Origin of the sequence: Ruminiclostridium josui JCM 17888 (assembly GCF_000526495.1) — a bacterium.
GTDB lineage: Bacteria > Bacillota > Clostridia > Acetivibrionales > DSM-1351 > Ruminiclostridium > Ruminiclostridium josui.
On the sequence record NZ_JAGE01000001.1, the window covers coordinates 1010343 to 1032337 of the forward strand.

16 protein-coding genes and 2 pseudogenes are annotated in these 21995 nt (G+C 35.7%); 3 read left to right on the forward strand and 15 right to left on the reverse strand.

Annotated features, from left to right (window positions below; all coding sequences use genetic code 11):
• Positions 1-110: 110 nt before the first annotated feature.
• The 7 genes from K412_RS0104645 to K412_RS0104675 all read right to left on the reverse strand — a co-directional run bounded on the left by K412_RS0104645 (position 111) and on the right by K412_RS0104675 (position 5304).
• Positions 111-677: a VanZ family protein gene (locus K412_RS0104645; RefSeq protein WP_242835526.1), complete on the reverse strand. Its 567-nt coding sequence runs from the start codon at positions 675-677 to the stop codon at positions 111-113.
• Positions 678-720: 43 nt separating this feature from the next.
• On the reverse strand, positions 721-1296 hold the full coding sequence (locus K412_RS0104650) for a TetR/AcrR family transcriptional regulator (protein ID WP_024832042.1): 576 nt from the start codon (positions 1294-1296) through the stop codon (positions 721-723).
• Between the two features lie 470 nt (positions 1297-1766).
• Positions 1767-2909, reverse strand: coding sequence for a group II intron reverse transcriptase/maturase (gene ltrA, locus K412_RS20405; protein ID WP_034847168.1), 1143 nt, complete (start codon positions 2907-2909; stop codon positions 1767-1769).
• A 15-nt stretch (positions 2910-2924) separates the two neighbouring features.
• Positions 2925-3152 carry a hypothetical protein gene (locus K412_RS20410; RefSeq protein WP_034847170.1) on the reverse strand — a complete coding sequence of 76 codons (228 nt, stop codon included), beginning with the start codon at positions 3150-3152 and terminating at the stop codon, positions 2925-2927.
• Positions 3153-3486: 334 nt separating this feature from the next.
• Positions 3487-3921 carry a helix-turn-helix domain-containing protein gene (locus K412_RS0104665; protein ID WP_081741727.1) on the reverse strand — a complete coding sequence of 145 codons (435 nt, stop codon included), beginning with the start codon at positions 3919-3921 and terminating at the stop codon, positions 3487-3489.
• A 14-nt stretch (positions 3922-3935) separates the two neighbouring features.
• Positions 3936-4589, reverse strand: coding sequence for an ABC-2 transporter permease (locus tag K412_RS0104670; RefSeq protein ID WP_024832044.1), 654 nt, complete (start codon positions 4587-4589; stop codon positions 3936-3938).
• Complete coding sequence (locus tag K412_RS0104675) at positions 4582-5304, reverse strand: ABC transporter ATP-binding protein (protein WP_024832045.1); 723 nt, start codon at positions 5302-5304, stop codon at positions 4582-4584. The genes K412_RS0104670 and K412_RS0104675 overlap by 8 nt, the downstream gene beginning before the upstream one ends.
• Before the next feature lie 335 nt (positions 5305-5639).
• Between K412_RS0104675 and K412_RS0104680 the strand changes: the two genes are divergently transcribed.
• Complete coding sequence (locus K412_RS0104680) at positions 5640-9161, forward strand: S-layer homology domain-containing protein (protein ID WP_024832046.1); 3522 nt, start codon at positions 5640-5642, stop codon at positions 9159-9161.
• Between the two features lie 185 nt (positions 9162-9346).
• Here K412_RS0104680 and K412_RS22125 read toward each other — a convergent pair.
• From K412_RS22125 to K412_RS20415, 7 genes and pseudogenes are all read right to left on the reverse strand, one after another.
• A pseudogene (locus tag K412_RS22125) lies at positions 9347-9502 on the reverse strand (transposase); the annotation flags it as partial.
• A 245-nt stretch (positions 9503-9747) separates the two neighbouring features.
• Positions 9748-10146, reverse strand: a complete 399-nt coding sequence (locus K412_RS0104685; protein WP_024832047.1) for a hypothetical protein — start codon at positions 10144-10146, stop codon at positions 9748-9750.
• A gap of 384 nt (positions 10147-10530) precedes the next feature.
• On the reverse strand, positions 10531-10815 hold the full coding sequence (locus tag K412_RS0104690; protein WP_024832048.1) for a GIY-YIG nuclease family protein: 285 nt from the start codon (positions 10813-10815) through the stop codon (positions 10531-10533).
• A gap of 30 nt (positions 10816-10845) precedes the next feature.
• Positions 10846-11703 carry a nucleotidyl transferase AbiEii/AbiGii toxin family protein gene (locus tag K412_RS0104695; protein WP_024832049.1) on the reverse strand — a complete coding sequence of 286 codons (858 nt, stop codon included), beginning with the start codon at positions 11701-11703 and terminating at the stop codon, positions 10846-10848.
• Positions 11700-12296, reverse strand: coding sequence for a type IV toxin-antitoxin system AbiEi family antitoxin domain-containing protein (locus K412_RS0104700; RefSeq protein WP_242835528.1), 597 nt, complete (start codon positions 12294-12296; stop codon positions 11700-11702). The genes K412_RS0104695 and K412_RS0104700 overlap by 4 nt, the downstream gene beginning before the upstream one ends.
• Before the next feature lie 605 nt (positions 12297-12901).
• Positions 12902-17488 (reverse strand): sacsin N-terminal ATP-binding-like domain-containing protein, encoded by a 4587-nt coding sequence (locus K412_RS0104705; RefSeq protein WP_024832051.1) that lies wholly within the window; start codon positions 17486-17488, stop codon positions 12902-12904.
• Between the two features lie 42 nt (positions 17489-17530).
• Positions 17531-17854, reverse strand: coding sequence for a Fic family protein (locus tag K412_RS20415; protein ID WP_024832052.1), 324 nt, complete (start codon positions 17852-17854; stop codon positions 17531-17533).
• Positions 17855-17900: 46 nt separating this feature from the next.
• Here K412_RS20415 and K412_RS0104720 point away from each other — a divergent pair.
• A protein-coding gene (locus K412_RS0104720; RefSeq protein WP_242835530.1) for an IS3 family transposase occupies positions 17901-19069 on the forward strand; the annotation gives its coding sequence in 2 pieces (ribosomal slippage) (positions 17901-18162 and positions 18162-19069; 1170 coding nt in all).
• 56 nt (positions 19070-19125) lie between these two features.
• Here K412_RS0104720 and K412_RS0104725 read toward each other — a convergent pair.
• A complete protein-coding gene (locus tag K412_RS0104725; RefSeq protein WP_051461011.1) occupies positions 19126-20283 on the reverse strand; it encodes an ATP-binding protein in 1158 nt (385 codons plus the stop codon).
• 172 nt (positions 20284-20455) lie between these two features.
• On the opposite strand from K412_RS0104725, the pseudogene K412_RS20420 reads away from it, so the two are divergent.
• Positions 20456-21823: pseudogene (locus tag K412_RS20420) on the forward strand (transposase).
• The last annotated feature ends 172 nt before the right edge of the window (positions 21824-21995 follow it).

Genomic DNA, 21995 nt, shown 5'->3' on the forward strand with positions numbered 1-21995 from the left:
TAAAAGTTACAACAAATATGTCTTAGAAGCTAATCATAGCAATAAATGTTATCACGGTCAATGCATCAATGAATAAAGCTTTGCTATTATATATATTCATTATATCTTTCTCATCCTAGCTTTCTTGCGCGCATTTTCTTGCATTCAAAATATATCAAAGCACCAATTGCTACACCCGCAGTATTTAAAATAATATCATCTATGTCACTGCATCTTTCATAAAAAAACAATTGAGTTATTTCGATTAATAGAGAAAATCCCGCTCCGGCAAAAATTGTTTTTTCTATGTTGTCTATTCTCTTAAAACATATTGGCCAAACTATTCCAACCGGAATAAACATTGTTATATTTCCAATGATATTCATTTGCCATCCATCATAAGTCTCAAAAAGATGTACGATTGGAAACAGATTAATCCATGGTGGAATAGCTTTTGAAACATCAAACTTCATAGTTCCAATCTGTCCATTAACATGATGCCATGGAAAATTCACGATTCTTGTAATCACAATGATACATATATACACCATCATCATTTGTGCTTCTCGGGAAAAAGATACCTTTTTATTTTTTATTCCCATTAGCACTCTTATAATCACCCATACAATTGATATGACTGTAACCAATTCCCAATATGTAACCTCTAACATCTGCTTATTCTCTCCTCTTCTTTTCATATATTATCCATTCTGCATTCAGTACCATATTTAACACTAAAGTCTAAGAAAAATGAAATAACTCCTCAATCACTGAATCAATGAATAACTCCCTATCCCTTTGTTTTGCTAAATCTAATCCCAATCTGTTTTTTACTGTATTATCTTGTAAAAACGCCGCTTGCATTATTGATACCAGGGAAAATATCATAAATTTCTTTTTTTCATCATCAATATCACTTGTTAACGCCCTCAAAAATCCACGCTGCGTATCTTCTGAATTGGAATTTGTAAGATTGTTCTGCAAATCCCCAAGTATTGAAACCCTAGAAATACTCTTATTCGCATAAAAAAAGTTAAATACTTGTTTTGCCCAGTACGCAAGCCTTTGTTTATCAGCCTCAATAGGATTATCACTATATTCCGTATCCTGCGGAACAAAGGTTCTGATTTCTTTATTAATTATCCTTTGAACGCATTCCGTAATCAATTGATCTTTGCTTTCGAAATGATAATGGATAAGACCTAATCCGACTTCAGCTCTATTTGCTATCTTTCGCGCAGTAACCTGCGACAGGTCTCCCTGACTCTCAATAATTAACTCCGTTGTTACCTCGATTATTTTTTCTCTCTGATTCATATCATACTCCCAATCGCAAAAACTGGACAACGTCCAATAATAAAATACTGAACATCGTCCAGTTAGTTAATAGTCAATGTCTCTCAGAGTTCTTTGCTTATTCAAGAGTTTTAGATAATAATAAAGGCCCATCCAGGGCAAAATCTATCATTTAACGATAGTGCCTGAATAAGCCTTTGAAATCAATATCTTTTATGCCTTTGGAGTGTTCACTTTTGATAGAGTAGAACAGTGGGGTTACCACCGTCCCCTCATCAAACCGTACGTGCAGTTTTCCCGCATACGGCTTTCCGATATTCTTCTTCCTTCAGCATTCAGCCGCACATACTTGCTAGTCCTGCCTGTTTAGTCAATTCTCTGACCTTTGCCGCATTTCCTAGCCTGTAGTTGCGTTGTCTCTTCCGATTGTACCACCGAGTAAACTTGAAATTGATATACTTATCTATCTTCCATAACCATGGTCTGGTAAATCATCTGCTATAATAGTTTCTCATGCCAATGATTTTAAGATTGAGTAACTTCACCATCTCTTCCATATTTAACAGCAGCTTGCTTGGGCTGGCAAACATCTCTTTTATGTTAGCCCTCATTTTCTTCATAGTCTTCTTAGACGGTATCTGTTGTAATGTCCAATACCACTGCCAGTTTTTATTTCTAAAACGCTGAAATCTGTTGTTAAAGCCAAGAAAATCAAAACTATCCTTTCCGAAATACATATCAATTAGCCTTGTCTTCTCACTATGTAGTGTTAGTTCCAGCTTTCCCATAATCCACTTCACAGCGCGTAAGGCTTCTTCTGCATGAGATAACCTCTTGCACAATATCACAAAGTCATCTGCATAACGCACTAATTCACCTAGATGTCCAAAGGCTTTATTCCAATATACATCAAAATAGTTCAGATATATGTTGGACAATAGTGGAGAAATAACTCCTCCCTGCGGTGCTCCTAGTGTACTTTCACTGTACCTACCGTTTTCCAACACTCCCGCTTTTAACCAGCCTTTTATCAGCTTTAACACTCTACGGTCAGTTATTCTTTGTTTGACTAGCAAAAGTAGCTTATCATGATTGATGCTACCAAAATAATCTTTTATGTCAGCATCTATTACCCATAGTGCACCACCTTTGTCGGAAGCTTCAAATATCCTGTCCATTGCTTGTTTAGCACTTCGTTTCGGTCTAAATCCATACGAACAGGGTTGAAAATCAGCTTCAAACACCGGCTCTATCACTATCTTTGCCGCCATCTGTACTATTCTGTCCTTAATCGTAGGTATTCCTAATGCTCTTTTCTTCCCATCTGGTTTTGGAATATAACTTCGTCTGACAGGCTTACACCGGTACTTCCCAGTCCTCAATTCTTCCGCTATTTCGCCCAGCAGTTTTTCTTCGCCGTACGTTTTCACATCATCAATGCTGACTTTGTCAATACCGCCTGTTCCACCATTCTGTTTTACCCGTTTCCATGCTTCTTTTAAGATATCATTACGGTATATCTTGTCATACAACGCATAGAACCTTCTCTTTCGGTCAGCTTTGGCTGTAAGGTATAGTCTGTTTTGAAAGTCTCGTACTTTTTCATGGGTGTTTATAGCTTTTTCGGCAATCACCGGTACCTACCTCCTTTACAGACTTGAATAAAGTTGTGCCCCTTCCCTATGCACAGTTTTGTTGTCTGTACAATCCTTGGTACTATGAGCACTTCTGACTGCCTCTTTGCAGAAAGCAACTTCGCTTTCGCTTATATGCTTCCTCTTTACAGTTTCCTGTGCAAAGCAGGCTCTCTCCAGTTCTGACAAATACTTTCCTGACGTGTCGTTACCTCTACACCGCAGGGTTCTTAGGTATTGCATTTAGGGTTCTTCATACCGTCTGCTGTCTTCGCTGTTGATGTCGCAGCTCGACTCCCTGTTGTTCCCTTTCGGGAATGTAAATAACGGTGCGGCAGTATTCACTTTATGTTACAACCCGCCAGTTTGCCTGCTCCTTTCGGAACATTCCATAACGCTTCAACGCATAGATTACTCCATACGCTGGTTACTGACTAAGTGGCTGCCCTACCTTTACCACTGCAGGACTTTCACCTGCTAGCATTTGCCGGCTTAGCTGGACGCACACATCAAAACTACGCACTCAGCAGTTCAAGCCGTGCTTCTTCTTAATTAATTATATTCTAATTTATAACTTCTATAGTTTAGTGGAAGCAAACTTTCTCATCTCTTCCATCTTCTTTTCAAATATCTCAGCCGGAACCAGGGCGTAGCCTTCGCCGTCCTCGCTTAAGAGTATCAATCTCTGCCCCGGAACCAAGTTGAATTTCTCCCGGGCGGCCTTTGGTATAACCACCTGTCCACGCTCATTGATTGTAACTGAGCCCCAGATGTTCTTTCCCTTAGGTGGTGGAGTAATAACTCTGCCGTCTTCCAACTGTTCGGTCTTAATCAGGCTGTCGAGAGTAACTCCGTATAGCTCTGCCAATCTGCTGCACTTCTCTATATCCGGAATGGTCTTTCCGCTTTCCCACTTGGCATAAGCCTGTCTGGAGATATCAATTTTCTCAGCCACCTCCTCCTGTGAGAGACCGTGAATATTTCTTAGCATGATTAGATTATCACTGAGCATTTCATTCTCCTTTTCTATAGATCTATTTTCTCAAAGTCTTCGCATGAACGTTTGAATGCCGTAAAGGTCAGTACTACATAAACCAAAACTCCGATTGCATGAAGCGCAAGCTGAAGTCCAAAATTCTCAAAGCCAAATGAGTTTACGTCAGCCAGTCCGGGGATGTGATGAAGTGTCTCTGCAATTCCTATTATTACAAAGTTTACAATGATATAGTACACAAAAGGTTTGCCGAATTTGTAGGCGGTTTTAAAAAAGCCCCTTACAAATATCAAATTGAAAGCGCCAAAGATAACGAGCGCCATTCCCAGTGCAAAGGGATTTGCATTCATGAGAGCATTCGCACGGTACACTGACGAGTCTGAAAGCACCGTCATACGAACCAAAGTTGCTATAAACATTACTAAAATCCCACAAAACTCAATGAAGCATACAAATTCAAACTTTCCCTTTACCACATCTCTCTTGGGTATCGGCAGCAAAGCCGAAAATACTATGTCATTCGCTTCTCTTGTGTTCTGAAAGCTTTGATATATTCCCAGGCAAACGAAGAAAGGTCCGCAGAGCACAGGGTAACCCGGCAGGAAGAACATCAGCCCGAAGGCTATGAACAGATATGACAGAATTGACGCACTGAGCTTCATTTCTTTTTTAAGTATATTACTCATTACTTTCACCCCTTTCCAGTCTCAGGAAAGTCTCTTCAAGGCTTTCCCCCGCCTGAGAGTACCTACTTTCGAAATCCTCCTTTGGTAAGGCAGCCACTATCCTACCATTAGAAATATATATGATGTCATCAGCGCACCTCTCTATATCGGTTATGATATGCGTAGAGAAGAATATGGCAACACCTTCTTTCTTAAGTTCTCTGAAGATTTCCAAGAGTTCGTCCCTAGAGAAGGGATCAAGTCCGCTTGTGGGCTCATCGAGGATTAGCACCTCAGCCCTATGAGAAAGCGCCAACATCAGATTAACCTTTACTTTCATACCCTCGGAAAGTTCGAGCGGAGTCTTCTCCTCGTCAAGTTTGAACATCTCAAGGTACTTTCTATATGCAACATCATCCCAGCTGTCATAAAAATCCTTTGTAACATCAACGATTTCACGAATCTTCTTTCTCGGATACCAGTTTACGGTTCCCGTTGAATACCCTATTCTCTTCTTTATCTCAGCCTCGTTTCCCGAAAGCTTCAAACCAAAATACTTCATCTCTCCACTATCCGGATGAACAAGGTTCAGCATAGATTTGATAGTAGTGGTCTTCCCCGCACCATTTCGTCCTATGAAACCTGCTATTCGTCCCGCTTTAAGAGAAAAGCCTACACCATCAAGCTTGAAGGATGGGTAGTTCTTGGTCAAATTCTGAATTGATACAACAGTCATAATTCCCTCCAAATTGAAAAATAAGATAAATATGAATGATATGGATATTGTAACTTTCAGTTGCCTTAACTTCCACCAACCCAAATTGTCAGAAATATATAATTTTTGTTATCTTTAGTTGCATTCATTCACAAAGAAAAGCTTATGTTTATTATCTAAATTGTTATTCATATTTATCTTGCAATACCCTATCAATATTATATACTAAACTGCGAATTGTACTATTATAGAAAATTATTCACAACAAAATGTAGCATAAAAGACTACTCTTCACGTATCAGTATATTAATGGTGGAATATTGCTATATTAACCATTTATGGGGGTACGGTTTATCATGTCAACTAGAATAGTTTCATTTCTATTAGTATTTATATTATTATTCTCCTCTGTGACATCGGTCTATGGAATGGATAATGGCTTCATTGATATGCCCGATGAAAACCATTGGTCTTACAATGCACTAAAAAGCGCCATAGACAATGGTCTGCTGAAGGGTTACAACAATAAAATAACCCCTGAAGGCAAACCAACCCGCGCACAAATTGCCGCAGTTATAAACAGTGCGTTCGGAGCGATTGACACAGCAGATATAAGCAGGTTTACAGATGTATCAGAAAAAGCTTGGTATTACAAAGATATGTCCATGGCATTTAGAATGGGAACATTTGTAGGCACAGGCAATAAGCTGCTGCCGTTGAAGAACGCAACAAGACAAGAAGTATTTTGCGTTATTGCTCATGCTTTGAAACTGAGCAGCACAAACATTGAAGCTTTAGACAGATTCAGTGATAAGGATGATACAGCTACATGGGCACAGGAATCATTAGCGGCATTGGCAGAAAACAATTACATATCGGGCTTTAATGGTAAATTAAACCCAAACAGCGAAATAACTCGTGCAGAGCTTGTACAGATTATGCATAATATCATCAAGTCATACATTACTAGCGCAGGTACATATACTTTCTCCGCTGAAGGCAATGTTATGGTAAACTGCCCGAATGTTGTAATAAAAGACTGTATTATAAAAGGCGACTTAATCCTTGGTGACGGCGTTGGCAATGGTGACATAACATTAGATAACACAAAAATTGAAGGCAGATTATTAGCCCGTGGCGGCGGTCAAAACACTATACTAATCAAAAACAACAGTGCCGTTGGTAATGTGATCATCAGCAAAACAGGCTCGGGAGCAATACGCATAAAAACAGAGGGAAACGTACAGATTGAGCATGTTTATGTAGATGACGGAAAAGATGATGTTATTCTGGAAGGCATCTTTAATCAAATAATCGTTGAAACAGACACACCGGTCGTAGTAAAGGATGCTACCGTAAGTTCGGTTAACGTAAAGGCTGCGGGTGCTTATATTTCAATTGAAGGAAAAACAACAATTTCCTCCGTTAATTTTAATAAAACTGCACAGGATTCTTTTATTTTTATAGCAGATGGTGCCACTGTAAGGAATATGTTGATAAACGCCCAAAATGTAAAAGTCATCGGATGGAAAAATACTAACTCGTCCAATCCACAGTCTCCAGCCAAAGCTCCATTGTCTGTAACTTCAATATCTGCCATAAATGCAAATCAAATACAGGTAGTATTTAACAAAGAATTAAATGAAGCATCAGCGAAGGACATAAGCTTTTATGAAATAAAGGATAAGGGTACTAAAATAATTACTCTTACTGCAGGAGCAGTTACGCTTACCAATCCAAAAACAGCAGTCATCACGCTGAGTGACAGTAACAGACTCACTTACAATACAACAGCAAAAGTTACTGTCAAGAGAGGAATTAAAGCTCTTGACGGCACAGAACTAGCAAGTGATATTACATCGAATGTCAAGGTTGAGGAGCTTATAGCTCCTACATGTATAAGCTGTGAAGTAACCGGCGAAAAAACACTTAAGCTTTCTTTTTCAAAGCCTGTTTGTGATGGCACAAATAACAGCTTCCTTAATATTGAAAACTTCAGAGTTAATTATTTAAAACCAGCTTATGTTGAAGATCTAACTTCTGCAGGTATTAAACTTTTCGAAACTTATACATATACCGTACAAAGTGCAGAATTGTTAGGAGACACTATAATTCTGACCTTAACAGAAGCTCTTTCTGAAGGTAACTTAAAGGTTCATATAAATAACTCCATAACGGAAAACCCTATTCAGGACTATGCAGGCAATATATTATCTAACTGTGAAATCACGTTTAATTATGTAAAAACGGGAGATACATCTTCACAGGTTACTGTAAAAAAAGCCGATCAAGATATGGTGACATTAAGCTTTTCAAAACCAGTAACAGCAACAGACTTAAAACTGTTCCATACAAATGAATCTATGGCATCAAACATGTCAACCCCAGTTTCTATAAACAAAGGAACCTTTGTAGCTGAAATTACATTTGAATTCCCTGACAAAATTCCTGTGGGTACAACTGATTTATTCCTTGTAAACAGCTCTGACCCAAGCTGTAAAGCATTTAATATATATGGTGAATATGTTCCGGACCAGACTCTGGTTGCTGATGTAACACCTGAGAAAAACCCACCATATGTTACAAAATCTGAATTAATCAATAATAACACTTTCAAAATATTCTTTAATGAACAAGTAAGTAAATCATTTGCTGAGAACCTCGCAAATTATGACTTCAAAACCTTTGACAATTACACTACTGTATCCTTTTTACCTACATTAAGCAATGATAGTAAAAGTGTAGAATTATATTTACCACAAGGTCTTCGCGATAATACAAAATATAACGTAGTTGTTAGAAATGCAGAAGACATTTCTGGAAACAAGACAGCTTCAGATATTCAGTTAGAATTTACTAATGGTGAGCATTCAAGTCCATCTGTAGAAGTAAATAAATGCCGTACTAATAATAATGAGGGCAAAATCATTATATATTTCAGCGAACCGATGAACGAAGCCCAGATGCTTGATAAAGCCAGTTACAAAGTTGCTACAACTCCTGATGCCATTTATGCTTCTTTAGGAACTGGTGATAAAATTTCTAAATTATCAGACAGGTCAGTTCTAATTGAAATGTCAAAAACGGTAAATTCCCCCAGCGTCATGCTAGCACCTATTATGGATTTATCCGGAACAAGATTGTATAACTCAATAGCACCTGTTTATATAAAGGATATAAAAGAGGAAATATTAAGTGTAGAATCCGCAAATTTAATAGCAAAAAACAAGGTTAAGGTTACTTTTAGCCGTATACTACAATCATTTAATGCCGATGACATTTCATTTACTGGTGTTACTAGCGGTGAAATAAGTGTGCAAAATATTGAGTCAATGATAAATAACGACAAAGATAAAACTGAAGTAGTATTAGTTCTTAACAAAGAACTTAGCACTGATGTAAAATACAATGGTTCTGTTGTATCAGCTGTTACCAAAGAAGATTGCAACTCTATGTCAGCTTTAGGATGTAAATTGTCTCCATCACAAACTATTTCCATTAATGACATGGTGGCTCCAGAATTAATCAAATATGACCATGATTCAAATCCTTTAACGGAGCCGGTAGAAAAGGTAGTTTTATCCGGTAATATTTTAACTTCTATGGTTGATGGTAAAGTAGCAAAGAATACAACCGGAACAATAACTTTATCCTTCAGTGAACCAATTTTAGAATTTTCTCTTTCTGTTTTGACATTTGCCGTTGAGGGATATACTGTAACATCTATTTCAAATGCTGTAAATAAAAATGAAGTGGTATTATCTATAAAAGCAAATGCAAACAATACTCCAGCAATAACTACGGTAAGACAAAATAACAATATCTCTGATTATTCAGGTAATATTTTATTATTAGATAAAGTTTTGCAAGTAAGATAAATCGGGACTGTAAATAATTTAGTGTATGAAGCCTTTCAAACTCAATAATGGCTAAGTATTTCCAAAGTATTAACTCTCAATAATTTAATATTATATTTCAAATTGTTGCCAGATTGTTCTATTTTTTATGCATTATTTAGATTAAATCTGGCAATAATTATTTAGTAATGGTATTTCTATGCTTATCTTTGAGTCCATTTTTCAATTACATTCTTTGATGCCAGATAAAGCATTTTTTCGAGCGAGGTATCAGAAGGAAAAACTGCTTTAGTCTTAGTAACTTTTCTGAATTGTCGGTGCAATCCTTTAATTATGTTGGTTGTATATATTATTTTTCTGATTTACCCATAATCCAAGAACCAGAGTTTTCTACTCCTACCCTAGGAAAGTCTATATTCAAACCTTATTTATTATTTATTTTTCTTTCCTTTTCATCAGAACACATGCCCTGAGATAACAAAAGTGGTATTTTTGTGTATACAGTATTAACATAAGTTTAGGGATTCACCTTTATACAGTACCATCATAATTAGTTTGATTATGAAATTTAAACCCCAATACACTCATTCTCCGTCTTTATCAAAAATCAAATCTTAACTTCATTTTGCAACCATTCTAACGCTTCTTCAAGCTTAGCAAAATGCCATTCTAAAACACCTGTTTTTGAGAGTTCAGTATTCTTTTTTGTTTGAATCTTTAACAAAACAGAAGAACCTTCAACAAATGCAAATGCTTTGCATCCGGCATCAACAAATGCTTTTGTCATTTTAACAAGCGCCCCAATCTCTCCCGGACCAACTGGTACCATCTTGGAACAGTCTGCAATATAAGCCCAACCGACTCTTTTCCACGCATTTGCGCTTTCCAAAACTGTATCGGTCAACCATTCAATCTCATCAGCATTAGTCTTTCCTATCGCTCCAGACATTACAATTTTTCTACCCGATATTAAAGAAATAGTTTGTGCACCTTTCGTCTTGCTCATTTTGTTACCTCCTTCTTAACAAGGAAACATAATATGTTTACGTTTATATTATAATGCGAGATAACATATCTAACAAGCAATCAGAATTTTACAAATAGAAATATTAACCTCGTCTTCATCTCGGCTTCATGGACATGCCTTGCACGGGTGGTACATCAGCTTCTTTCAGTCGTTTAACTTCCTCACAAGCTGTGTTACTGCCTCAACGTGGTTCGAGTTGATGAAATTGATGTCTGCAGGTCATTTTTGTATAGCATGTGTTTGTGGGAACATGTCAATAGATTTTTCGGTCATTTTTGAAAAACTATCGTTCGCGGGAACATGTCAATGTTTTTTAGTATTAACTGCTTTAGAAACGGAATAATTTTTTTTGTAAAGGAATCTTTAATCATGTTTAAACTTAGGCCATTGATTATACCCTATGCTCGGATTGTTTGAATTGTAATACTTTATGTATTCTATTTCTTTGCGACTAACTTCTTCGTCTGTAGCTGTTTCTGACTCCCATAATATTTCTTTCCTAATTGTGAAATCTTTTCTTTGCTCCCTTGTAAAGTCTTTCTCGATTAATCTACTATTGGCACTTCCAAAATAATTAATACTGTCAGTTAAATCTTTTCCAATATAAATTTTTCTATTTGGGTAAGTAATTTTATAAATAACTTTCATATGTAAGCCTCCAATTTCATATGATATTCGTCACACATTATTTGCTACATCAAAGGCTTTGATGTATAACATTTTTACGCTTTCTATCACTTGTCTCCAAGTCAAATCATCTACATAACTGTTTTTCTGCTTATACCGGCTCCAAAGATCAGCAAGCACCTGAGACTGCTCTATCTCTCCCATGATATCATCGCCGGTTTCCAAAAGATGACTATAGCTGCCTCTTTTTTCTGCTGTATTTTTTAAAGCTTGAGGAAATAAACTCCAGTTGATATCTTGTGCCCTTAGTGTTGTCAATATATAGACATCATAGTAATCCCGCATTCTTGTGTTGGCGGTACTTCTTGATAAGATGGTTTCAAGCTTTTCCGCCAGAACCGTTTCAAGGTTGTATGCCAAAATATTTATACTCCTATTTTCAAATAGTAGCTTAAAAGAATACTCAACTGCCTGTGGAGTGATCTTATCGCCTGTTGTAATATCTACTTTCATGACTTGTCTTGTTTTATCAAGAATTGCTTCAATTGATACCCGGATCCCCGGATATTCTGATTCATCCCTAATATTTTCGAATCCTATTAGGGTCATTTTCACTCCATCATCTACAGGACAAGCTAATATTTCTTTCATCGCTTCCGCCAGCGCCGCTTCGGAGAGCGGAATACCCCTGATAGTAGCATCCATATCCATTGTGGATCGGGTATCAATACCAACCATTGCAGCTATCAGCATGCCCCCTTTCAATATGAATTTATCACGGAAGGAGGACAGAGATATCCTTTCCAATAGCCTCTCAAGCATAAAGTTTCTTAATATAATTTCAGCTTGCACACTTTTTTCCTTTGCTATATTTCGTATCAGTGCCTTCAGTTGAGTTGACGTGTTCATAGCAGCACCTCTAAATAATTTCTCAAAACTTTCTCAATTCTTAATATACCGGCATATTTCATTAATCTGTTAAGGTCTTTATCCGATCTTCGTACATATCTTTTGAGTGCATCTGATACTACTGCAACATCTTGATTTTTTCTATCCCGAAGAATATCACAAATAGTGCGTTCCATATTATATGTTCTTATGTCGTTTCCGAAGGTGGTTTTCTTAGTACAGATTCCAAGTTCAAGCAATTCTTTTTTGATGGTATATACAATAAGCCCATCTTGCTTTAGCTTGCTGGTATTGTATCCTGTTGGAACCGTCACGCAATAAGCAACCGGATCTCTATCAGTTAAATCATGTAAAAATAAAGCGGTTTCATGGGAGTATATCAAATTTTTTTTACGTAATTGGTGAATCAGCATTTTATCCTCCCATACATCCGGTGTAATATATATACCGTGAGCAATACGTTCAAGCTTGCCCTGCCTGACAAATTCACTCAAGTACTCCCTATGAATACCATGATCAGCTGCCAGTTTTGAAGTGATTACGCCTTTACAGTTTCTAATGAATGCATCCAGCTTTTCTGTTCCAGTCATCATATCATCCCTTGTTGACATTTTTGCTTAAATTATAATTTATAAAAGCATAATTGTCAAGATAATATTGGAATCGTTTGTAAAATTCAAAAAGCACGAAAACTCCAAGGATAAGAATCAAGTTTATACAACATCTATCCTATCTCTTCAACCTATGCGTTATTTAAGCGTCAACTCAACCCTACCTAATTTTTATGACAAAAATTTCGCTCCAAAAGTACCCCCTCGATATGTTTCCATGTACGTATTTCGCCTCTTTAGGTTGAGTAGACAACTTGGATGTAATTCCGAAAACCCAGTAAAATCAAGGCTTACAGCCGCGACATCAATGTGACACACTCAACATGGCTCGATTGTTCCGATTTGATGTCTGCCTTGATTTATTGTACCGAAGTATAAGGGAATAAATCAAGGGGTTTTACTGTTAAAGGGAACATATCGAAGAAAGTGGTTCTTTCTATAGTTGTGTATGTTCGCTATTTCCTTGATTTCTCCCATACACTCGAGGTGTGTGAGCCATGCACTCAAGGTATGTTCCCGATATTAATGTCGGGAACATATGCCTCAACATCACTCTATTTCTTAGAATCATCACGCTTTTGAGAAACCTAAAATTCAAATTCGATTCTTTCTACAATTTCTCTCTTTCTAAATTTTGAATCTTCCCAAAACCTCATTGGTAATTCCATACACTTAGGTTCCTCCGCATCTACATCATAAACAATAATCAGCTTATACTTCTCTGCATTATCTTTCGCATATTGAAGTTCTCCAGGTGAAATAATAAAACTTTTCTCATCGCCAGTTTTTACTTCTACAAAATACTCTATTCCATCTTCACCATAATATGAAATATCATATCCTCCGGATACGGCTTGACCTGGTTTTATGATTCCCAATTCTACAAAAGCTTCTGATCTAGGAAACACATTTGCTTTTCCAACTCGTTTGCAAAGCAAATTATAAACTAACAACTCACCTTTATTACCGAGTATTTTTTTGTTTCTATTACGTTTTTCATCATGGCTTTGAGTATAAGTTCCTGTTAATTTATTATTCCTGTTACCAGTATTAGCTCCTCCGGTAGCACTTGTGCCTTGATGATATGAAACCTCATTAACCTTAGGTACCACCCCTATATATCTTGAATAAGGATTCTCCGACATATTATTTCTTCCCTCTAACTTTTTGTGTGATTCTACCCATTCATTGAACGCTTTTTCTTTCCCAAAGTAAATCATTTGTTGCGCATTCACATCATTAGAAATCTCATCTTCATACAGCTTTTGAGGATTCATTTTTTCATAATTTTTTACATACTCATCATCCGCAGAAAATAAATCATCCGAAGTTCTCCATTCACCAAAAGTCTCAACAACTTTATCTTCAACACTAAATATAACAGAATTTATATACTCAGAAATTGAAAATTGCTCAAATCTATAAACTGTACTAACAAAGGACTTTTGTAGCTTGTCATCCAGCTTTGCTCGTGTAAACAAATAATCTTTAAACCTTCTCTTTTCGGTTTGAAGAAAATCTTTAAGTACTTCGCAAAAATATGGAACCAAATCCAAATTATACGCAAATCCCTTATTTCTAAATTCTTCAATGTCTGTCTCTATTTCTTTGAATAAATCAATAATACAAGCACCATTTTTATTACTAAAGAAATTTTCAAAATCAATCGTGATTTTATCAATCTCATATGTTGGTGCAATAATTTTAAGCACTTTTATGAAGTTATTTCTAATTTCATTTTGATAAGATGCATCTTCTATAACACTTAATGAACCAAAATCTTTTCTTATCAAAAACTCCCTGTTACTATTATCTTTTGTTCTAAATAATTCACCTAGCTTACTCGCCTCAAAACCGGGTGTATTCGCTATGTTTGTATAAATATTTTCTATTATTTCAGAGACAGTATTGACATCAAATTCTTTATCAAACACAGTTATGTACCAATTAGTTATAGTATCACGAATGCACATATATTCTTCATCAATTGTGACTCGATTCCCAACTTCTAATATCACAATTCTATTCACTAGTGTAATATTCAGATTCTTACCATACTTTTCTATATTATCATTATTTTCACCATAAGCACGAGCATACTTTTTAAACTCTTGATAATATTGTTGAAAACTACTGTTTGCATCACTAATGGAAACACTACCAGAGTCAACTGTATACTCCTTGGTATACTCCTGACATCCAAATAATGTGACAAAATTTCTGTTATTAGTTCTTTGTCCCTTTTCAACTATTGGAACATTCTTCTTACTTATTATTTTTGAACTAGGAAGATAAGCATTTTTTGCCAAAACATACTGCAACTGTCCTTTATATTTGACCAGTATCTTACCTTCAGAAAAAAACCTATTTTTGCTATCTGATTTTTCAAACTTCTTTGAAAATGCTGGTTGCTCAATAATTCTATATATAGATTTTGACAATTCAGTACTATACGAAAAATCTAATTCTGGAAGTCTTAGCATTAAACCATAAAAGTCTTCCGAGCTCAAATCTGTAATCTTATCTCCAAAACTAAATTTATTGAATACATCAAGCATCTGATTAAAATCCACATTCAAACTCACAGCAATTTTTTCAAGCATCTCTATGTTAATGACAGGAACAAGATCTGCAAACTTTTGATTATTTCTTGTTCTAAAATTCTGTAAAATTTGCCTCGGCGAATACCTTCTTCCATCAATTTCAATCCATCTTACCTCATTAAACACCTCCAAAATATAGTTCTTAATTCTGCCATAATACTCTCGATAGTATTGCTGTAGATTGCCGCAATACGTTATTTTTGCATCCGAAAAATAGAATGGATTGCATAAATAGGCATAAAGCTTCTGGTCTTTAATTATCCATTCAATAATATCTAAGGTTGATAGTTTTCTAAGCAAATCTTCAAGTTTATTAATATAAGGAAGACGATATCTACAATCAAAGGATGTTGATGCCCCCACTTCGCCATAAGACTTTATTGCATTTTCGCAATCAATACAATATGAATCTAATGGAAACACTTCTTGTACTTCTATTGCAGGATATTTCCTAACACCAAACTTGCTTATAAATTCTTGAAACGCAGTTCTCTCCTCTACACTAATATTAAAAACATCTATTTGAGGAAACTGTCCAAAGCTATTATCAAACAATTTTTCCGCTAAAAAATTGTTATATTGTGATCCCCAAAATAATTTCTCACTATCTTGGGTACTCTTATCTCTCACATTAGGAAAATTATATTTAAATCTTGTTCCTTCTGTACGCCCCGGTGGATTCCAATCAACTTCTTTTCTATAATTTCCCCATAACCATTTTACAAAATCAATCGCCTTATTGTATGTGTCCACAGATGAATTTACTGTTGATATGATATTGCTACGATCTCTGTATTTAAAATTAATTGTCGGAAATATATTATTTTGACAAATAATACGTGAGATTTGTGGTTCCTTATCCCGCTCTCTTACATTTATTACTTCTTGTACTCCCTCAGCCATGTTGAATAATTCTTGTTGATATTCTTTATGTAGTGCCGGTATTTTAACCCAAGATGGCAACCCTTTTTCATCAAAATCACCGATTAGAAAATAACATTCATCTTGATATTTTAGCCATTTATCCTCTTGTGTTTTTAACAAATTAGGAATTGACTTTCTATATCTTGAATTCCACCACACAAATGTTTCAACATGTTTTTTTATATCCCAATCATTAGAAAGCGAATTAATAATCTGTAGCAATTCTTTCTCTTCAAAATATAAATCAATTTCTTTTCTCTTTGCTAGTATTTCAATCAACGATATCATCCTGTTGTCTAACAAGGAGTTCAATAAACCTTCAAATCCTTTATCTCTGAAAAACTCTGGATAATTTCCTCTTATCATCTTAGGTTTATCTTTAACTGAAATATTTTCATCATTTACAGTTCGGAAAATTTTCTGTTCTGATAATATTTCCAAATAGTAATCCTCTAGTTCAAACTTTGCAAATGGAGAAGTAAATCTCCACTTGTTACTTGAAAAATTAGTAGGTATTAAAAGATTATATGCAATATCATACTGTTCTTTATCTACAAATTGATTAGCAACCTCAACTAAAAACAATAACTGCTCTTCTATTATTTTTTTATTCTCTTTGCTAACATTAACCGTGTTCCTATGATCTCCAAGTGCATATGATGCATGCAAAACGCAATTAAAAGGTGATTCCGTATCTAACAAAGGAAAGTACGAATAAATATATCTGCTCATAAATGTATCCATGTCAAGAGGTACTGCAATAGAAAGCTGAATATCTTTCAAGACTTCATCTTCCTCAATTGCATTAGTAATTACTTTTCTATAAAGGTAAAACTCCTCTTGCATTTCCACGTTTTCATCAACAATTTTTTCCAAGGTAATACTCTCTGCAACACCTTGATTATTATTTCTTCTATAAACTATACAATTATCATCCGTAATAATTTCAATCTGGCTAATATTAGGAAGAAACAACAGTATTCTAAGGTCTATACTCTCAATTTGCCTAGACACAGAAAAATCATCATTTAATTTCGTAGAATCAATAACAACCTCTATAGTTGTGGTGTCATTATATCTACCATTCTCAATATAAACCGGAACTGCCAACATGGGAATATAGAGGTTCTTGTTCTTCTGTATTTGCTTTTTTATCTGAGGATTCTCTTTGTGTTCTTCAAGAATTTTCGCCGCTACTTCTTTAGAAAATTCAACATTATAGTTCCCCGAAAATATTCTAACCTTTTCTGCCCAATTTAAGACAGATCTAAATCCTGTCCCCTTATTTCCAATGTATTTTCCTAATTTAGGACTATTATTTCCTTGTACAATTGCCTTAATTCCTGCTTCATCAAAGCAAGTTCCTGTATTTGTAACAGTTAAAACATTCCCCTTATAGCAAATAGTTACTTTAAGCTCACATTGAGGCTTCTCCCCTTTATCAATACTCTTTTGGTAAGCATCATCTGCATTTTGTAATAATTCAAGTATTTCGCGTCCATGATATCCCTTTATATCTCTTTTTTCTATATTGTTTTCAGCAATAAGTTCATCACGTTCCTGAAAGCGAGTATGATTCTCAATATATTCTCGTCTCAATTTATCGATATATTGCTTTCCTTTAAATATTTCTTCATCAAGTTTCATCTTTTAATCACACCTTTTTGCAAATGTTTCTTAGATACAATGCTACTTCTTAGTCACATACTTTTGATTTTTGCTATTAGGTTTATCTGGTATTGTCATTACCAATTCCCCATTTTTAAGTAACGGCTTCATATACTCTTTCGTAAAATATCTTGGATCTTTATAGCCCATATAAGCAACGATTTCATTCTTACTTCGTGGAATTTTACAAAATTCCAATATTTTATCTTGTGGAGTAACTTGTGTTTTATCTTGTTGGTTAACTTGTGGAGTTGTCGTTTCAGAACCCACAAGATACTTCTTATTCTTAATCGTAGCATGCACCATAAACGCAACTGTCTGACCCTTACCCAATTTGATGGACACAAAAAACTCGTGTTATACTAAATACAAAGAAAGGGAGATAGTAAACATGAGTAAGCGACAATATAGTTCAGATTTTAAAATTGAAGCAGTAAAAAGATATCTTAAATCTGGGGAGCCTTTAACAAGGGTAGCAGCAGAATTAGGAATAAAGCCTACAACATTTAATGGTTGGGTAAGCAAGTACAAAGAATCACCAGATTCAGCATTTCCAGGTAGTGGGCATCTTAAGCCAGAAGATGAAAAATTGAGGAAATTAGAAAAAGAAATTAAGGATCTAAAAGAGGAAAATGAAATACTAAAAAAAGCGGCAGCCTACTTCGCCAGAAATCAAAAATAAAAAGATTTCAGTTTATCAAGGCTAATTGTTATAAATATAATGTTGCGAAGCTGTGCAAGGTACTTTGTGTTTCAAGAAGTAGCTACTATGCATGGGATAAAAGACCCGAAAGTCAAAGGGCAATAGAGAATAAAAAGCTGTTAGCGGAAATTCAAGCTATCCACAATAAAAGCGGACAAGTATATGGTTCTATTAAGATTGCCCAAAAGCTTAATTACAAAAGTCCTAAACCTGTTAACCATAAGAGAGTAGAACGTATTATGCGTGAAAACGGAATAAAATCAAGGGTTTCAAAGAAATTTAAGGCTACTACTAATTCCAATCACAGGCTTCCAGTAGCAGAAAACATTCTTAATCGTGATTTTACTGTGGATAAGCCTAATGAAAAAATGGTAAGCGATATTACATATCTGTGGACAGATGAAGGATGGCTATATATAGCAGGAATAATGGATTTATGTGGGCAAAAGTTAGTTGGACTGTCAATGAGTGAAAGAATGACAAAGGAATTAGTAATTAACGCATTAAATGATGCATATCAACGTGCTGGAAGACCAACAGGTGTCATCTTACATTCTGATAGAGGGTCGCAGTACTGCTCACACGATTACCAGTTATTGCTTAAAAAGTATGGTTTTATATGCAGCATGTCTCGCAAGGGAAACTGCTGGGACAATGCTCCAATGGAATCATTTTGGGGAAAAATGAAATGCGAATGGCTTTATGGGAAGCATTTCACAACCCGCCAAGAAGCACGAGCAGCTGTGTTTGAGTATGTTGAGATATTTTATAATAGGCAGAGAATACATGCCTCCAATAACTATTTGACACCTGAAGAATATTATAATAATACATTGCAAAAAGCAAAAGTAGCATAAAAAATGAAATATTACGATACCCTATGAAAAAAGAAGAAATAACGAGTTTCAGGTGTCTAGTTTATTGGGGAAAGGGCAGTCTTATACTCTGGTTCAGGCAAACCTGCTTCTTCCATCTCACGATACATACGATCTACACCTTCACCAAACTCACGCACATATTCATACTCATGAAGAAGCTGCGCCATCTTCGGATTTCTTGAAAAATGTATTTCTCGCATATTGTTAAGACGTACTGTTCCCGGCAACGTTCCTGGACTCTCCACCGTAATATGGTCATCGAACATCTTAATCTGAATGTCCGTCCCCTTTATGCTGTAATCTCGATGCGCAATAGCATTTACAATAATCTCTTTCCATGCAAATTCCGGATATTCTGGTTCTGTCACAAAACGTGCATCTGGCCCAAGATAGGTATGCTCTTTAATCTGTGTTCGCACATATTCAATGGTCTGCTCCACCAAATCAAGAATACGCCCTCCAAACATCTTATCCTTAATTACATTCATTTCTGCACCGACTTTTGCTTCAGTACCTTCATATCGAATAAAACGTACTCTTGACCTTGGGAAAAATCTCTGTGGATTTTTTCCAAACATCATGATAGCAGCACCACTCATTTCTTGGCGTCCTGCCACATTTACGATGTAATCCTTATTCTGTCGGATATACTCTTCCGGAGTCTTTCCGTAGCCAATCTTCTCACAATACTTTGCAACAAATTCCATGTCAATATCATCCAAAGTACTACGATATACAGGCTCGTCCTCATAGAAACGCATCCCTTTAGAATACATAAGTTCCATACGCTCATCAAAAGTAAGTTTCTTTGACCTGTCACCAACACGCAAGAAAGCCTCATCTCTATGATTCACATGCATATCTGCACTCTGTGGAATCTTTATGAGCAAAATATGATTTGCATTTCCATTCTTATCAATACAGTCTACGGTTTCTTTTTCAATGAAAATAGATGGCTGACAAAAATCATATCCGGCACGGAGTATTTCATTGATATTCTTCGCATAATCATCTATTCCGGTAATCTCGCCATTATCTTCAATTCCTACAGCAAGAAGTCCGCCATCCGCATTTGCAAATGCAATCATCGGAGTAACAATTGCTGTCGCATCTATCTTTGCACTCTTACGATCAAATGACTGCTTCTCTGTAGTCGTACACATTTCTTCAATTGTCATATCAGTAAGTTTCATCTGCTGCCTCCTTTCTTCTATACACATAAATAGGCGTTTGCGAAACGCCATAACCCGCATAAATACGGGACATTTTTTGCTATAAAACACAACAACTCCTCACTGATTTATGGTAAAATTTAAGTGCGAACAAAAATTCCATACCATACACCAAGAAAGGAGTTGTACCTATATGATACCATACAAACAGCTTTCTTTGGCAGAAATTTTTTAAAATTGCCAAGAAAAATTTGAAGAAGATAAATATTCTTTTCTATCTTTACTTGAACAAAACATAAATCTCGATGAGTTTATTCCACTTTCATTTCGAAATCATTTTTACGCCTCTACCGGAAGACACCGCAAATACCATCTGGAATCCTTTATCTGGGCTCTTTTTATACAACGTATTTTTTCTATTCCAACCGATTCTCTTTTGATTCTTTTCCTTAAGTATTCGAAGGAACTTCGTGATTTCTTTGGATTTTCAAAAGTACCAGATGCCTCTAAATTCACGCGATTCAAACAAGATTTCTTACTGGACTTACAATCTATGTTTGATAAACTTGTTGATGTTACCGAACCGATATGCCAAAAGATTGATGTTGATCTTGCTTCTATGACTATTTTTGATACATCAGGTATTGAAGCTTTTGTTACTGAAAATAACCCTAAGTTTGCGAATCGTATCATTGCGCAGTTAAAAGCTTTTGCTAAATCAAAGGGATTTGATAGTAGTTATGATCCCTACAAAGCTGCTTATAAAAATATGCCTTCTCACTCATCCGCTAACCCTGAGATTAAACAGCTATACATCAATGGGCATTTTTGTTATGTCTATAAATTCGGGTTAATTACTAATGGTTTAGGCATTGTCAGAGACATTACCTTTTACAACAAGGATTTCCTAGCCGCTCATCCGGACATCGTTGTTGAAAAGAAAAGTGATTCACCAGATGAAGATAAGTCCTTGTCGGATTCCAAAGCTTTAATTCCTGTGTTAATAGATTTTTTAAAAAACATCCGTTGATTAATCCAAAAACATTTTTGGGCGATTCTGCGTTTGATACCATTGAAATCTACAAAGCTCTATTTACAAATGATTTTTTAGGCTTCGACAAAGCATATATTCCACTAAATAAACGATCCGATTTAAAATATGAGGATTATACTCTCAACGAGGACGGGATTCCTTGCTGTCCGCATGACCAAACACTTCCAATGAAATCGGAAGGGAATACATCGCACCTTCGATGTGGAATAAAAACCTTTAAATTTGTATGCCCCAAAATGAGTTGGGACAAATGTGAAGATGGAAAGTATCGTCGGGTCACTCATTGTGAGAATCCATGCACTTCATCCTCATGTGGTAGAATGGTTTACGTTTATCCCGAAAAGAATTACAGAACCTATCCAGGTGTACTACGGGGCACTCCTGAATGGGAGCAAACTTATAAAATACGTGGCGTTGTTGAAAAATCAATTAACCACTTTAAGGATAGTTACTGTATTGCAGGCCGTAAAACACAGAATGAAAAAACACTTCATGCCGATCTACTGATTTCAGGAATAACACAGCTTATGACTGTTGTACTTGCTGATAAAATACACCAACACCAATTAATTAGAAGTTTAAAACCATTGATTGCATAGACATTGTCTATGATTTCATATATCTCAAAGGTTCTTATAAAAGGAGCCTCTTTTTAGTACTCTATTTTTCCTATGCTGTA

Bases quoted from the DNA above. Each gene is read 5' to 3' on its own strand.
- K412_RS0104725 (WP_051461011.1), bottom strand. From the start codon at position 20,283: ATGAAACTTACTGATATGACAATTGAAGAAATGTGTACGACTACAGAG.
- K412_RS20410 (WP_034847170.1), bottom strand. From the start codon at position 3,152: ATGCAATACCTAAGAACCCTGCGGTGTAGAGGTAACGACACGTCAGGA.
- K412_RS0104650 (WP_024832042.1), bottom strand. From the start codon at position 1,296: ATGAATCAGAGAGAAAAAATAATCGAGGTAACAACGGAGTTAATTATT.
- K412_RS0104665 (WP_081741727.1), bottom strand. From the start codon at position 3,921: ATGCTCAGTGATAATCTAATCATGCTAAGAAATATTCACGGTCTCTCA.
- K412_RS0104675 (WP_024832045.1), bottom strand. From the start codon at position 5,304: ATGACTGTTGTATCAATTCAGAATTTGACCAAGAACTACCCATCCTTC.
- K412_RS0104685 (WP_024832047.1), bottom strand. From the start codon at position 10,146: ATGAGCAAGACGAAAGGTGCACAAACTATTTCTTTAATATCGGGTAGA.
- K412_RS0104680 (WP_024832046.1), top strand. From the start codon at position 5,640: ATGTCAACTAGAATAGTTTCATTTCTATTAGTATTTATATTATTATTC.
- K412_RS0104700 (WP_242835528.1), bottom strand. From the start codon at position 12,296: ATGATGACTGGAACAGAAAAGCTGGATGCATTCATTAGAAACTGTAAA.
- K412_RS0104695 (WP_024832049.1), bottom strand. From the start codon at position 11,703: ATGAACACGTCAACTCAACTGAAGGCACTGATACGAAATATAGCAAAG.
- K412_RS0104690 (WP_024832048.1), bottom strand. From the start codon at position 10,815: ATGAAAGTTATTTATAAAATTACTTACCCAAATAGAAAAATTTATATT.
- K412_RS0104670 (WP_024832044.1), bottom strand. From the start codon at position 4,589: ATGAGTAATATACTTAAAAAAGAAATGAAGCTCAGTGCGTCAATTCTG.
- K412_RS0104705 (WP_024832051.1), bottom strand. From the start codon at position 17,488: ATGAAACTTGATGAAGAAATATTTAAAGGAAAGCAATATATCGATAAA.
- K412_RS0104645 (WP_242835526.1), bottom strand. From the start codon at position 677: ATGAAAAGAAGAGGAGAGAATAAGCAGATGTTAGAGGTTACATATTGG.